General features: G+C 71.0%; 13 protein-coding genes. 6 read left to right on the forward strand and 7 right to left on the reverse strand.

The features are described from left to right. Positions 1 to 125: 125 nt before the first annotated feature. Entirely contained in the window at positions 126 to 1199 is a 1074-nt protein-coding gene (locus G407_RS0106640; RefSeq protein WP_029030181.1) for a tartrate dehydrogenase, read from the forward strand. Between the two features lie 73 nt (positions 1200 to 1272). On the opposite strand, the gene G407_RS26180 is transcribed toward G407_RS0106640, so the two are convergent. Continuing rightward, positions 1273 to 2508, reverse strand: coding sequence for a serine hydrolase (locus G407_RS26180; RefSeq protein ID WP_052341046.1), 1236 nt, complete (start codon positions 2506 to 2508; stop codon positions 1273 to 1275). A gap of 157 nt (positions 2509 to 2665) precedes the next feature. On the opposite strand from G407_RS26180, the gene G407_RS0106650 reads away from it, so the two are divergent. Both G407_RS0106650 and G407_RS26185 read left to right on the forward strand, forming a co-directional pair. Further along, positions 2666 to 3223, forward strand: a complete 558-nt coding sequence (locus G407_RS0106650; protein ID WP_029030182.1) for a LemA family protein — start codon at positions 2666 to 2668, stop codon at positions 3221 to 3223. A 40-nt stretch (positions 3224 to 3263) separates the two neighbouring features. After that, a complete protein-coding gene (locus G407_RS26185) occupies positions 3264 to 4295 on the forward strand; it encodes a M48 family metallopeptidase (RefSeq protein ID WP_084327360.1) in 1032 nt (343 codons plus the stop codon). Between the two features lie 22 nt (positions 4296 to 4317). Here the strand turns inward: G407_RS26185 and G407_RS0106660 are convergent, their stop codons facing one another. The 3 genes from G407_RS0106660 to G407_RS0106670 form a co-directional block, all read right to left on the reverse strand. Continuing rightward, positions 4318 to 4641 (reverse strand): type II toxin-antitoxin system PemK/MazF family toxin, encoded by a 324-nt coding sequence (locus tag G407_RS0106660; RefSeq protein WP_029030183.1) that lies wholly within the window; start codon positions 4639 to 4641, stop codon positions 4318 to 4320. After that, a complete protein-coding gene (locus tag G407_RS0106665) occupies positions 4638 to 4862 on the reverse strand; it encodes an antitoxin MazE family protein (protein WP_029030184.1) in 225 nt (74 codons plus the stop codon). Before G407_RS0106665 ends, G407_RS0106660 begins: the two co-directional genes overlap by 4 nt. A 105-nt stretch (positions 4863 to 4967) precedes the next feature. Continuing rightward, positions 4968 to 6578: a phosphoenolpyruvate carboxykinase gene (locus G407_RS0106670; RefSeq protein WP_029030185.1), complete on the reverse strand. Its 1611-nt coding sequence runs from the start codon at positions 6576 to 6578 to the stop codon at positions 4968 to 4970. A 276-nt stretch (positions 6579 to 6854) separates the two neighbouring features. Here G407_RS0106670 and G407_RS0106675 point away from each other — a divergent pair, with 276 nt between their 5' ends. Beyond that, positions 6855 to 7409, forward strand: a complete 555-nt coding sequence (locus tag G407_RS0106675) for a DUF4345 domain-containing protein (RefSeq protein WP_342418130.1) — start codon at positions 6855 to 6857, stop codon at positions 7407 to 7409. Here the strand turns inward: G407_RS0106675 and G407_RS0106680 are convergent. Both G407_RS0106680 and G407_RS26190 read right to left on the reverse strand, forming a co-directional pair. Then, the gene (locus G407_RS0106680; RefSeq protein ID WP_029030187.1) at positions 7316 to 10405 is read right to left on the reverse strand and encodes an efflux RND transporter permease subunit; all 3090 of its coding nucleotides are present in this window, start codon (positions 10403 to 10405) and stop codon (positions 7316 to 7318) included. The two genes, G407_RS0106675 and G407_RS0106680, sit on opposite strands and share 94 nt — an antisense overlap. Then, entirely contained in the window at positions 10402 to 11517 is a 1116-nt protein-coding gene (locus tag G407_RS26190; protein WP_043539146.1) for an efflux RND transporter periplasmic adaptor subunit, read from the reverse strand. Before G407_RS26190 ends, G407_RS0106680 begins: the two co-directional genes overlap by 4 nt. Before the next feature lie 139 nt (positions 11518 to 11656). Here G407_RS26190 and G407_RS0106690 point away from each other — a divergent pair, with 139 nt between their 5' ends. Further along, positions 11657 to 12187, forward strand: a complete 531-nt coding sequence (locus G407_RS0106690) for a TetR/AcrR family transcriptional regulator (RefSeq protein WP_029030188.1) — start codon at positions 11657 to 11659, stop codon at positions 12185 to 12187. A 15-nt stretch (positions 12188 to 12202) separates the two neighbouring features. On the opposite strand, the gene G407_RS0106695 is transcribed toward G407_RS0106690, so the two are convergent. Further along, complete coding sequence (locus tag G407_RS0106695; RefSeq protein WP_084327362.1) at positions 12203 to 13021, reverse strand: HugZ family pyridoxamine 5'-phosphate oxidase; 819 nt, start codon at positions 13019 to 13021, stop codon at positions 12203 to 12205. A gap of 192 nt (positions 13022 to 13213) precedes the next feature. Here G407_RS0106695 and G407_RS0106700 point away from each other — a divergent pair, with 192 nt between their 5' ends. Further along, positions 13214 to 13912: a response regulator transcription factor gene (locus tag G407_RS0106700; protein ID WP_029030190.1), complete on the forward strand. Its 699-nt coding sequence runs from the start codon at positions 13214 to 13216 to the stop codon at positions 13910 to 13912. Positions 13913 to 13998: the final 86 nt, after the last annotated feature.

Genomic DNA, 13998 nt, shown 5'->3' on the forward strand with positions numbered 1-13998 from the left:
TCCCCGCACGGCCGGCCGATTATATCCAAAAATTGAATAAGCAGCGTACCCTTGCGACCGAGCTCGCACAATCGATAACTCGACCCCGCCGGCCGAGATGCGGTCCGGAGCGGCGGGAGGAATCGGTGAGACGCTACAGGATTGCTGCCATTCCAGCCGACGGCATCGGACCGGAGGTCATCGCTGCCGGCCTCGAGGTCTTGGAGGCCCTCGAGACCCGTGGCCTCGGGTTCTCGCTGGACGTGACGCACTTCGACTGGGGCTCGGATTATTATCGAGCGAACGGCAGGATGATGCCCGAGGACGGTCCCGAGCGATTGAAGGGGTTCGACGCGATCTACTTCGGCGCGGTCGGCGCGCCCGACGTGCCCGACCACGTCACGCTCTGGGGATTGCGCCTCCCGATCTGCCAGGGGTTCGACCAATACGCGAACGTGCGACCGACCAAGATCCTGCCGGGCATCAGGGCACCCCTCGCCGGAATCGGGCCCGGCGATCTGGACTGGGTGATCGTCCGCGAGAACTCGGAGGGCGAGTATTCCGGCAACGGGGGCCGCGTCCATCGCGGGCTGCCCGAAGAGGTCGCCACCGAGGTCTCGGTCTTCACCCGGGTCGGCGTCGCGCGCATCATGCGCTACGCCTTCCGCCTCGCGCGCTCGCGCCCGCGCCGGCTCCTGACGGTCGTGACCAAGTCGAACGCGCAGCGCCACGGGATGGTGATGTGGGACGAGATCGCCGCCGAGGTCGCCCGCGAGTTTCCCGATGTGACCTGGGACAAGATGCTCGTCGACGCGATGACCACGCGCATGGTGCTGAAGCCGCGCAGCCTCGACACGATCGTGGCCACGAACCTGCACGCGGACATCCTGTCCGATCTCGCCGGAGCGCTCGCGGGCTCGCTCGGCGTGGCGCCGACCGCGAACATCGACCCCGAGCGGCGCTACCCGTCGATGTTCGAGCCCATTCACGGTTCGGCTTTCGACATCGTCGGCAAAGGCATCGCCAACCCCGTCGCGTCCTTCTGGACGGGCGCGCAGATGCTCGAGCATCTCGGAGAGCCCGACGCGGCAGCCCGGCTGCTGCGCGCCGTCGAGCAGGTCTGCGCAGCCGGCGTCATGACGCCGGACGTCGGCGGAAGCGCCACGACGCGCGAGGTGACCGACGCCGTCGTGGACGCCATCCGGGGCGCGAACGACTAGCTGGAACCCGCCACGGTGCGCGGGGCCGCCGCGCGGGAGGGCGGCGGATGCGATCGGCCGACGCCGCGGCGGCTCATCGAGCCGCGTCGTCGAGGCTCCGGAACAGGGCGGAGAAGAGCAGCGCGATGCGCTCCTCCGGCTGCGCGCCGTCCCCGTTGGCGGTGACCACGGCGCAGGCCGTGCGCCCCGAGGGCGAGACGCCGGCCGCGCCGAGGTTCAGGACGCCGAGCTCGGAACCGCCCTTGAAGCCGACCCACGGCCAGCCCTCGCGCGCGACGAGCGGGTTGGGGGCGCCGCCGAGCGCGGGAGCGTCCCGCAGCCGCAGCAGGACCGCGCACAGCTCGCGCGCCGTGACGAACCATTCGACGTCTCGCCAGCTCGCCGTGGCCTCGATCCGGGCGGCGGTCGGGAGCGGCTCGTCCGCGAGCCCCTCGAGGATCGCGCGACGCGTCGCCTCGTCGCCCTCGGCGTAGGCGCGCCGCCGCGCCGCCGCACCGGCGGCCTTGAGCTTGAAGAGCTCGGACGTCGTCGGCACCGGCGCCCCGCGCGGCAGGGCCGCGTCGACGGCATCGCGCCCGAGGACGCGCATCAGCGCATCGGTCGCCGTGTTGTCGCTGTGCTGGATCATCAGCCCGGCGAGCAGCTCGAGGGTCACGGGCGTGCCGGGCGCCAGCGTCTGGAGCACGCCGGAGGGCAGCGAGCGATCGGCTTCGGTCAGCTCGACGACGGCATCGCGCCGCAGCCGCCCCTCTGCGACCGCGGCCTCGTAGGCGGAGAGGACGAACAGCTTGAAGGCCGAGCCGACGGCCATCGGTCGATCCGCGTCGCGTGCGACGAGCGGCGTGCCGTCGACCGCGGCGAGGATCGCGACCTCGCCTTCGGCCGCGTCCTCGACGAGCGCCGCCACGGCGGCGGGGTCGCCCCCCGTCGGCACGGGAGGGCCGAACATCAGGCCGGCGATGCGGCCTTCCGCGTCCAGCGAGACCGTGACGGGAACGACGGCCCGTTCGAAGACGACGGTGCCCTCGCCGTCGTTCATGCGCACGCCGACGAAGGACCCGAAATCCGCGACGATCCCGTTCACGATCGCCGCGACGCGCGCGGAGGGGACGGCGGCGAGGAAGCTCTCCGAGAACCAGCCGGGGCTGGGCGGCTCATCGCCGAACAGACGCTCGACGGCGGCGGCCGGCGCGCTCGCCGCGGCATCGCCGTTCGATCCCGCATCCTCGGCGCTCGCGCCGGCGGGGCCGAGGGCGGTGGCGAGCGCCACCGTCAGCATCCTCGAGATCCGTGCCGCGATCCGCACCATCGTGTCGCTCCTCCCCGTGATCCGATCCGAGTCTCAACGCGCATCGCGGCCGTGAGGGCCGTTGCGGCATTCCCCTTCCCTTCCGCGCGTTTCCCGCTAGGCTCCGCCCCGCATCGGTGGAAGCGCCGGACGCGTCGGGAAGGGGAGCGCGAAAGACATGGAATGGATCATCCTCGGCGTCGTCGCCGTGATCGTCGTCTACGGCATCGTCACCTACAACGGCCTCGTCGCCATGCGCCAGCGGGTGGACCAGGCCTATGCCGACATCGACGTGCAGCTGCACCAGCGCCACGACCTCGTCCCCAACCTCGTCGAGACGGTGAAGGGCTACGCCGCGCACGAGCGCGAGACGCTCGACGCCGTGATCGCGGCCCGCAACCGCGCCACGAGCGCGAGCGGCCCCGCCGACCAGGCCGCCGCCGAGGGGCTGCTCACCGGGGCTCTCGGGCGGCTGTTCGCGCTGGCCGAGGCCTACCCGGACCTCAAGGCCAACACGAACTTCCTGTCGCTGCAGAGCGAGCTCTCCAACGTGGAGGACAAGCTCGCGGCGGCGCGGCGCTTCTTCAACAACGCGGTGAGCGAGTTCAACGCGGCGATCCAGTCCTTCCCGGCGGTGCTGTTCGCGCGCCAGCTCGGCTTCTCCGAGCGGGAGTTCTTCGACGTCGGCGAGGATCGGCGCGCCGAGATGAACGTGGCGCCGCAGGTGAAGTTCTGACGCGCCGGGAGAGGCGGAGCCGGACCAGGGAGAGGCGGCCATGACGCCCGTCTTCGGGCTCTACACCCACATCCGCGCGAACCGGATCCGCTCGGTGCTGCTGATCGCGGGCCTGTTCGCGCTCGTGCTCCTCGTCGGCTACGCGGTGGCGCTCGCCCTCGTGGCGGCCGGGGACGCCTCGGGCGCGCCGCCCGAGGCGATCGCCGCGGGGGCGCTCGACACCTACGTGCTCTGGACGCCCTGGCTCGTGCTCGGCACCTTGGCCTGGATCGGCATCTCGGTCGCGCTCAACACCCGCATCGTCGACGCCACGACCGGCGCGCGCACCCTGACGCGGGAGGACGACCCGCGCCTCTACCGGATGCTGGAGACCCTGTGCATCTCGCGCGGCATGGCGACGCCGCGCCTCAAGATCGTCGAGAGCGACGCCCTCAACGCCTATGCGTCCGGGCTCACGCAGAAGCAATACGCCGTGACGCTCACCCGCGGGCTCGTCGAGCGGCTCGACGACGCCGAGATCGAGGCGGTGATGGCGCACGAGCTCACCCACATCCGCAACGAGGACGTCCGGCTGATGGTCGTCGCCGTGGTGATCGCCGGCGTGATCGCGCTCGTGGGCGAGATCGTCTTCCGCTCGCTGCGCTTCGGCCTGTGGCGGCGCGGCGGCAGCCGCTCGCGCGGCAGCGGCGGCGGCGGGCGGGGCGCGGTGATCGCCATCGCGATCGCCGTCGTCGTCATCCTCGTCGCCTGGCTCGCCTCGCTGATGATCCGCTTCGCGCTGTCGCGGGCGCGGGAGTACCTCGCGGACGCGGGCGCCGTGGAGCTGACCAAGAACCCCGACGCGATGATCTCCGCGCTCCTCAAGATCGAGGGCAACGCCGATCTCTCGCGTGCGCCCGCGAGCGTCATGGAGATGTGCGTCGAGAACCCGCGGCGCGGCTTCACGGCGCTGCTCTCGACCCATCCCTCGATCGCGGACCGGGTCGAGGCGCTGGTACGCACCGCCGGCGGGCGCCTTCCGCCGACGGCGCAGGCACCGCAGGCGGAGGCGGCGCCGCGCTCGCCCTGGTGAAGGGCCGCGGGAGCCGCCGGGGTCAGGCCAAGCCGAGGAACAAGGCGAGCGATCTCGTTACGGAAACCATCGTTTCGTCGTCCACGCGGCCGATGACCGGCCCTACCTTGCCTCGTTTGACGGACATGGGCTTGTCGACCATGACCTGAGAGGCCTTGCGCAGACCATTGGCCGACGTCGGCTGGACCGTCACCCTGATTAGAGGTGCGTTCTCGAGCGCGCTCGTCAGGAGCAGAACCGTGACCGATCCGGTGTCGTCGAAGAAGTCCGATTGCACGACGAGGGCGGGACGCGGCTTGCCGAAGTCGCCCGACATCGCGACCGTCACCAAGTCCCCGCGCGTCACGCCTCTGTCTCGTTGATCAGATCCTCGAGCGCAGCATCGAGGAAGGCGTCGAGATCCTCGTCTCGAGCATCTGCCGCGGCGACGATGCGAGATTGACGGCGACATTCTTCCGCGAAGCCGGGCCGACGCGTGTCCGGAACCCAGATCTGCACCGGCCGCAACCCGGAAGCCCGCAGCGCATCACGTCGCTTTCGCACTCTCTCGCTGACGCTCGTAGCCATGGACGCCTCCGCTCCGTTACATGTTACATGCTGGGTGCGGATGGCGGAAGCGTCAAGGGGCGGTCGAGCCTCGACCGCCCTTCGAGCCCTGTCGAATGTACCCCCTCACGCCGCGATGCTGCTCGACGGCGCGGCCGCGCGCACGTCGTCGTCGACGTCGGCCTCGAAGCGGGTGAAGTTCTCGCGGAACATCGCGACGAGCTTGGCCGCCGTCTGCGCGAACTGCGCCTTGTTCTGCCAGGTCTTCACCGGGTAGAGGATGTGCGGCTCGATGCCGGGCACCGAGGTCGGTACCGCGAAGCCGAAATACGGGTCCTGACGGAAGTCGGCCTTCGCCAGCGAGCCGTCGAGCGCCGCCGAGAGCAGCCGGCGGGTGACGCGGATCGGCATGCGCCGCCCCACCCCGTGCATGCCGCCGGTCCAGCCGGTGTTGACGAGCCAGCAATCGACGTGGTGGCGCGCGATCAGCTCGCGCAGCATGTTGCCGTACACGGAGGGCGGGCGCGGCATGAACGGCGCGCCGAAGCAGGTCGAGAACGTCGCCTGCGGCTCCGTCACGCCCTTCTCCGTGCCCGCCACCTTCGCCGTGTAGCCCGACAGGAAGTGGTACATCGCCTCCGCGCTGGTCAGCTTGGCGATCGGCGGCAGGACGCCGAAGGCGTCGCAGGTCAGCATGACGATGTTCTTGGGCTGGCCCGCGCGCCCGCTCTCCACCGCGCCGGGGATGAACTCGAGCGGGTAGGCGCAGCGCGTGTTCTCGGTCTTCGACGCGTCGTCGAAGTCCGGCTCGCGGGTGTGGTCGTCGATGACGACGTTCTCGAGCACGGTGCCGAAGCGGCGCGTGGTGGCGTAGATCTCCGGCTCCGCGTCCGCCGAGAGGCGGATCGTCTTGGCGTAGCAGCCGCCCTCGAAGTTGAACACGCCCTGCTGCCCCCAGCCGTGCTCGTCGTCGCCGATCAGCGGGCGCTTGGGATCGTTGGAGAGCGTCGTCTTGCCGGTTCCCGAAAGGCCGAAGAAGAGCGCCACGTCCTTGGGATCGGACATGTTGGCCGAGCAGTGCATCGGCATGACGCCCTTCTCGGGCAGGACGAAGTTCAGGTAGGTGAAGACCGACTTCTTCATCTCGCCCGCGTAGGACGTGCCGCCGATCAGCACGATCTTGCGGGTGAGGTCCATGGCGATGACCGTCTGCGAGCGGCAGCCGTGGCGGGCGGGGTCGGCCTCGAAGCTCGGCAGGTCGATGATGGTGAGCTCGGGCACGAAGCTGCGCACGGTCTCGAGCTCGGGGCGGCGCAGCAGGTTGCGGATGAAGAGCGAGTGCCAGGCGAACTCGGTGTAGACCCGGGTGCGCACGCGGTAGTTCGGGTCCGCACCGCCGAAGAGATCCTGCGCGAACAGCTCCTTGCCCTCGGCATGCGCCCGGAAGTCCTCGAGCAGCGTCTCGAACTGCGCGGGCGTGATGGCGCCGTTGGCGTCCCACCACACCGTGTCCTCGGTCTTCGCGTCGCGCACCAGGAACTTGTCCTTGGGCGAGCGACCCGTGTGCACGCCCGTCTCGGCGACGAGCGCCCCGCCGGCCGCCAGCCGCGCCTCGCCGCGCGCGATGGACAGCTCGGTCAGCGCGGGCGCCTCGAGGTTCCAGTGCACGCGCGCGAGCCCGCGCAGGCCGATCGTGTCCGCGCCCTGAGCGCTGTTGTAGACGCCGAGATTCACCACTTGCTCCGTCCTCCGTCTCAGGTCGCCGCACGCGGCCCCGGGGGGCCGCTCACGATTGGTCAACGCCCACGCCCGAGATCCGGATGCGTGGAATTCTGCGCATTCCGCACATGGAGCAAGGGTTTAGAGGGTCGGGGGCGGAGCCGCAACAGAGAGGGAGGAGCGAATTTTCGCTGGTGCGCTCTGCCCGGCCGGCGAACGCCGGCGACGACGGCGGGGATGAAACCCCTGCCCCGTCTCGCCCGTAGCTGCCGCGTGGACGCTCGGGAGGAATGGATGATCGGGCCAGGGATGGAGCGGCGGCTCCTGCAGGGGGCGATCCTGCTCGCCGGCTGCGTGCCGGTGACGGCGGGGCTCGCGGGCGTCGCGACGGGGACGGGGTTCGTCGGCGGCGGTAACACTCTCGCCGCGGGCCAGGTCGCCATCGAGAGCCAGATCTCCCTCGAGAGCCACATGCGCTACCTCTCGGGCCTGCTGCTGGGCATCGGTCTGGCCTTCTGGGCCGCGGTGCCGCGGATCGAGGCGCACGGGCAGCGGGTGCGGCTCCTCGCCGGCATCGTCGTGATCGGCGGGCTCGCCCGCGCGCTGGGCGTCGTCGCCGACGGCCCGGCGGACGGGCCGATGACGGCGGCGCTCGCCATGGAGCTCGCCGTCACCCCGGCGCTCGCGCTCTGGCAGGGCCGCGTGGCGCGGCGCTGGGGGCCCGTGGTGACGGCCCGCCGTCACTCCGCCGAACGTCACTCGGCCGGGCTCGGCGCCCCCGCGGGCGCGGCACGCTCGCCGGTCTCGGTCAGCTCGGGCTCGAGCTCCCGGCGCGACACGAGCGTGTAGAAGGTCGGCACGACGAAGAGCGTGAACAGCGTGCCGACCGTGATGCCGGAGAAGATCACGAGGCCCATGGAGAAGCGCGCCGCCGCGCCCGCGCCCTCCGCCGTCATCAGCGGCACGACGCCGAGCGCGGTGGCCGCCGTGGTCATCAGGATCGGGCGAAGCCGCAGCTTGGCGGAGGCGACCATCGCCGCCTCGCGGGTGAGCCCCTTCTCGCGCCGCAGCTGGTTCGCGAACTCGACGAGCAGGATGCCGTGCTTTGTGATGAGGCCGATCAGGGTGATCAGGCCCACCTGCGTGTAGATGTTGAGCGTCGCGAGGCCGAGGTTCAGCGGCACGATGACGCCGAAGATCGACAGCGGCACCGACATCAGGATCACGAACGGATCGCGGAAGCTCTCGAACTGCGCCGCGAGCACGAGGTAGATCACCACGATCGCGAGCGCGAAGGCGATGGCGATGGTGTTGCCCTCGCCGACCTCGAGCCGCGACTGGGCGGCGTAGTCGATGTAGAACCCGTCCGGCAGGATGCGCTCGGCGATCGAGACGATCTCGGCAAGCCCGTCGCCGGTGGAGACGCCCGGCAGCGGCAGCGCCGAGATGGTCGCCGAGTTGAGCTGGTTGAACTGCTCGATCGTCGCCGCCGCGACGCCGGTGTCGATGTTCGCGATGGCCGAGAGCGGCACCATGGCGCCGCTGCGCGAGCGCACGTAGAGCTCGCCGAGCCGCTCGGGGTTGTTCCGGTATTGGGCCGGCACCTGCATGATCACGTCGTAGCTGTTCGAATCCCGGTCGAACTGCGAGATCGCCCCGCCGCCGACGAGGAGGCCCAGCGTGGCGCCCACCTGCGAGGCGGGCACGTCGAGCGCCGCCGCGCGGTCGCGGTCGATTGTCACCACGACCTCCGTCGTGTCGAAGGACAGCGAGTTCTGCACCACGATGAAGCGGCCGGACGCCTGCGCCTCCTGCCGGATCCGCTCGGCGACTTCATAGACGTTCGCCGGCGAGCTCGTGGTCTGGATCACGACCGAGATCGGCAGCCCGCCGCCCGCGCCCGGCAGGGTCGGCGGCGCGAAGACGAAGGCCTGGACGCCGGTGATCCCGGCGATGCGCGCCTGGAGGTCCTGCTGGATCTCCGCCTGGCTGCGCTCGCGCTCGGCCCAGTCGTCGAAGGCCCACAAGGCGATGCCGGAATTCGTCTGCCCGCCGAAGCCGACGATGGAGAAGTTCGCCGACAGCTCCGGCAGGTCCTGCGTGCGCGCGCGCATCTCGTCGATGTAGGTGCGCGTGTAGTCCGAGGTGGCGTAGGCGGGCGCGTTCACGATCGCGAACAGCGCCCCGACGTCCTCCTCCGGCGCCAGCTCGCTCGACGTCTTGGTGAACAGGAAGCCCGTCACGCCGACGAGCGCGACGACGACGAAGATCGTCACGGCGCGGTACCGCAGCGAGCCCGCGACGCGGCGCTCGTACCAGCCCTCGAGCCCGCCGAAGCCGCGGTCGAGCACGTCCTGGAAGCGGCTGTGGCCGCCCTTCAGCACCCGCGCCGCCATCATCGGCGAGATCGTGAGCGCGACGACGCCGGAGATGAAAACCGCGCCGGCGAGCGTCACCGCGAACTCCCGGAAGAGCGCGCCGGTGAGGCCGCCGGTGAAGAAGAGCGGCGTGAACACGGCGACCAGCGTCAGCATCATCGCGACGATGGAGCCGAACAGCTCCTTCATCGAGACGAAGGCGGCACGCGCCGGGTTCATGCCCTCGTCGACGTGGCGCTGCACGTTCTCGACGACGATGATCGCGTCGTCCACCACGAGGCCGATGGCGAGCACCATCGCGAGCAGCGTGAGCAGGTTGATGGAATAGCCCATCAGCAGGAGGATGAAGAGCGTGCCCACGAGCGAGAGCGGGATCGCGACCAGCGGCAGCGACACGGCCCGGAACGAGCCGAGGAACAGCAGCGTGATCACCGCGACGATGACGGTGGCCTCGATGATCGTGCGGAAGACCTCGTCGATCGAGGCGCCGATCTGCTCGGTCGAATCGTACATGAGCGTGAGGCTCATGCCGTCGGGCAGCGTCGCCTGGATGGCGGGGATCTCCTCGAGCACGGCCGCGGCCATGTCGAGCGGGTTCGCGCCGGGCGTCGGGTAGAGCCCGATGAAGGTGCCCGGCTCGCCGTTGAAGTCGACGATCGTGTCGGTCGATTCCGCCGCGAGCTCCACCCGCGCGACGTCGCGCAGGCGCACCACGTCGTCGCCCTGCCCCGAGAGCGGCAGCTGGGCGAAGGCTTCGGGCGTCTGCAGCGTCGAGCGCATCGTGATCGGGTAGGTGACGAGCTCGTTGCGCGTGCGCCCCGGGGCCGAGAGGAAGTTCGAGGCGTCGATCGCCCCGCGCACCTCGGCAGCGGTGAGCCCGCGCGCGGCGAGCCGCACGGGGTCGATCCACACCCGCATCGCGTACTTGGCGCCGCCGAGGACCTCGGTCTCCGCGACGCCGGGGATCGTCGACATGCGCGGGCGGACGACGCGCTCGATGTACTCCGTCACCTGCTCCGCGGTCATGTTCGGGTTCTGCACCGCGAAGTACATGGTGGCGAAGGTCATGCCCGTGCCCTTCACGATCGCCGGGTCCTCGGCGTCGGGGGGCAGGCTGGAGCGGACCTCGTTGACCTTCGACATCACCTCGGTGAGGGCGGCGTCCGGGTCGGAGCCGAGCCGCATGTTGACGGTCACGACCGACGCCGAGGGGCGCGACTGCGTGGTGACGTAGTCGACGTTCTCCGTCGTCGCGACCGCGCGCGCGATCGGCGAGGTGACGAAGCCCTGGATCAGCTCGGCGGAGGCGCCGGGATAGAGCGTCGTGATCGTGACGACGGTCTCGTCCACCTCCGGGTACTGCCGCGTCTGGAGCCCGAACAGGCCCTGGAAGCCCAGCAGCAGGATCAGGAGCCCCAGCACCGTCGAGAGGACCGGGCGCTTGATGAAGATGTCGGAGGGGCTCATCGGGCGGCGCTCGCGGCTTCGGGGGGCGCGGAGGGATCGCCCGTCTCCTCCAGGACGACGGGCATGTTGTTCGACAGCCGGTTCTGCCCGGCCGTGACGACGCGGTCGCCGGGCGCGAGCCCCGATGCGATCTCGATCAGCCCCTCGGTGCGCCGGCCGGGCTGGACGAAGACCTGGTCGAGGACGAGGCCCTCGCCCTCCTCCGCCGCCACGACGCGATAGACGAAGTCTCCGTAGAGGCTCGAGACGAGCGCGGTCTGCGGTACGGCGACGACCCCGTCCTCCTGCGGCTGCTCGATGGCGATGCGCACGAACTGGCCCGGCGTCAGCACGCCGCCCTCGTTCGAGACCGTGCCGCGCACCGCGAAGAGCCGGCTCGCCGGGTCGACGCGCGGGTCGATGCCCACGATCTCCCCGGTGATCTCGCCCGAAACGCCTTCGCCCGAGACGCGGATCGGCTGGCCGATCGCCACGTCCGGCAGGCGCTGCTCGGGCAGCGAGAAGTCGACGCGCATCGTGTCGAGGTCCTGGAGCGTGGCGACGACGGTTCCCGGCGTGATGTATTGCCCGAGCTCCACCCGCGGCAGGCCGATCGTGCCGGAGAAGGGCGCGACGAGGCGGCGCTGCTCCAGCACCGCCACCGCGCGGGCGAGCTGCGCCTCCGACGAGCGGACCGCCGATTCGGCGTTGGCCACGTTCACCTCGGTGCCGGCGCCGCGGCTGCGCAGGTCGCGGGCGCGGGCGAGGTCCTGCTCGTCGAGCGCGAGGCGCGTGCGCGCGGCGTCGACGTCCGCCTGCTGCACGGCGTCGTCGAGCCGCACCAGCAGCTCGCCCTCCGAGACCCCCTCGTTCGAGACGAAGGCGATCTCGCGCACGATGCCGGCGGCCTCGACCGTCAGCTCGACGCCGCGTGCGGCGTTGACCGTGCCGATCGTCTCGATCGTCGGGCGCCAGGTGGCGGGCTCGAGCGTGATCGCGGAGACCGTGGCGGGCTGCACGGGCATGTTCGCGAAGAAATCCGCGATCATCCGGTCCCGGAACAGGTTGAACCCGACGAGCCCGCCGCCGACGAGGGCGACGAGGACGATGGCGATCAGGAAGCGCTTGATCATGGGTCGGCTCGTGGTCGGGGGAGAGGCTCGATCGCGGCGAGGCTTGCGCGACGCGGCCCGGCACGTGTACGGTTTCCGTGGTGTACCGTCCGGACGGTTGGGAACTGGACCGTTCGGGCGCGCGTGTCAAGGAGGAACCGTGACGGCCGGGACGGAAGGCACGCGCGCGCGCATCCTGCGGGCGGCTCTCGAGATCGCGCACGAGGCGGGCTCCGTCTCGCTGGAGGCGGTCGCGGCGAAGGCGGGGGTCTCCAAGGGCGGGCTCCTCTATCACTTCCCCTCGAAGGCGGCGCTCCTGCGCGGCCTGGTGGAGGAGCAGCTCGCGCGTTTCGAGGCGGCGCTCGGCACCGAGGCGGCGGCGTCCCGTCACGATGGCGTGATCGGCGCCTATATCGAGACCTTCGTCACCCAGCGCCTGTGCGACGCGCCACCGAGCGCCGGCATGCTCCCGGCCCTGGTCGAGGACCCGGCCATCCTGGAGCCGGTGCGCCTGCGCGAGCGCGGCTTCCTCGACGCGATCCGCGCCAATGCCGCTGACCCGAACGAGGCGACGATCGCCTACCTCGCCCTCCACGGCCTGGCGCTCATGCGCCTGCTGGGCATCGACATGCTGGGCGAGGACGAGCGCGCGGCGATCCTCGCGCGGATGCGCGGGGGTGACGCGCGCTGACGGGCGGCGCCGCGCTCACCCTTCCGCCTCGCGCGCCGCGTCGGCCATCTCCTTCAGCACCCGCCGCAGCCGTCCGCCCTCGCTCACCCGCTCGGGGAACGGCACCCGCGCGGTGAGGTCGCCGGCGGCGAGGTCGATGCCGTCCGGGTCGATGCCGGTGGCGCGCCAGTCGCCGTCCGCTGCCCCGGCGAGACGGGTGGCGTAGAGGGCGAGCGCCTCGCGGTGGTCCGCGTTCATGTGGGCGACCGCGCTCTCCTCGAGCGCGAGCAGGCTCTGCGCGTCGTCGATGCGCGTGAGGAGATCGTCGCGCGAGACTGCCATCGCCCGGGCGAAGCCGCCGTTGAGGTGCGCGCCCTCGACCGCCATGCGGAACACGGCGAAGTCGCCGAAGCCGGCGTAGAGCTTGGCCTTCGGGTGGCGGGCGAGGAAGCGGGCGCGGGCGCGCGGGTCGTCGGCGGGCGCGATCCGCCCGATCACGGTGAGGCGCGGATGGGCGAGCGGGTCGCCTCTGCCGCGCTCCGCGAGGAGCACGCTCGCGCGCGGGTCGGCGGCGAGGTTGGCGGTGTGGCCGGACAGGCGCGACAGCAGGAAGAGCGGCGCGCCGTCGACGTCGGTCGCCACCGTCACCAGCGTGGCGAAGGGGAAGCCGGCCGCGCGGTCGAGCGTCGCGAGCGCGCCGGCGCGCACGCCGCGCAAGAGCCCCTTCGCCACGGCGAGCCCGTCGTAGGCGGGGTCGGGCCCGACGCGCTCCAGGATCGCCTTCGCCTCCTCCGAGACGCCGCTTTCCCCGGGATTGGCGCCGCCGCCCGCGCCGCCACGATCCACCTGCACCATCGCCGCCACCCCTTCCGAAAGCTCCCGCCTTTGCCCACATGCCGCATGACGTGCTAAACCGCCATGAATTCGGCCGAATTACGAGGCTTGGCGGGTGAGCGACGGTTTCGTCGCACCATCCGCCCGCCTCGGGCGTTCCCGCCCGGTACCGTGTCGGAACGTGTCCAGGCCGCCAGAGCATCGGGAGCCGTGATGCCCACCATCGCCCTCGTCGACGACGATCGCAACATCCTCACCTCGGTGTCCATCGCGCTCGAGGCCGAGGGCTATCGCATCCAGACCTACACGGACGGCGCCTCAGCGCTGGACGGCCTGCGGCAGACGCCGCCGGACCTCGCGATCTTCGACATCAAGATGCCGCGCATGGACGGCATGGAGCTCCTGCGCCGCCTGCGCCAGAAGTCCGACCTGCCGGTGATCTTCCTCACCTCGAAGGACGAGGAAATCGACGAGCTGTTCGGCCTCAAGATGGGCGCCGACGACTTCATCCGGAAGCCGTTCTCGCAGCGCCTGCTGGTGGAGCGCGTCAAGGCGGTGCTGCGCCGCTTCGCGCCCAAGGACGTCTCCGCGCCCCGCGAGCCGGACACCAAGGCGCTCGAGCGCGGCCAGCTGGTGATGGATCCCGAGCGCCACACCTGCACCTGGAAGGGCGAGCCGGTGACGCTCACCGTCACCGAGTTCCTGATCCTGCAGTCGCTCGCCCAGCGCCCCGGCGTGGTGAAGTCCCGCAACGCCCTGATGGACGCGGCCTACGACGACCAGGTCTACGTCGACGACCGCACGATCGACAGCCACATCAAGCGCCTGCGCAAGAAGTTCAAGGTGACCGACCAGAGCTTCGACATGATCGAGACGCTCTACGGCGTCGGCTACCGCTTCAAGGAAACCTGAGGGAGAACGCGTGGACGCACGCCGGCGGGCCGACGGGTACGCGCAGCAGGAGGACGGGCCGGGGCCGGGCGGCGCCGGCGGAGAGG

This window comes from Salinarimonas rosea DSM 21201, from assembly GCF_000429045.1.
In the GTDB taxonomy this organism is placed as follows: Bacteria; Pseudomonadota; Alphaproteobacteria; order Rhizobiales; family Beijerinckiaceae; genus Salinarimonas; species Salinarimonas rosea.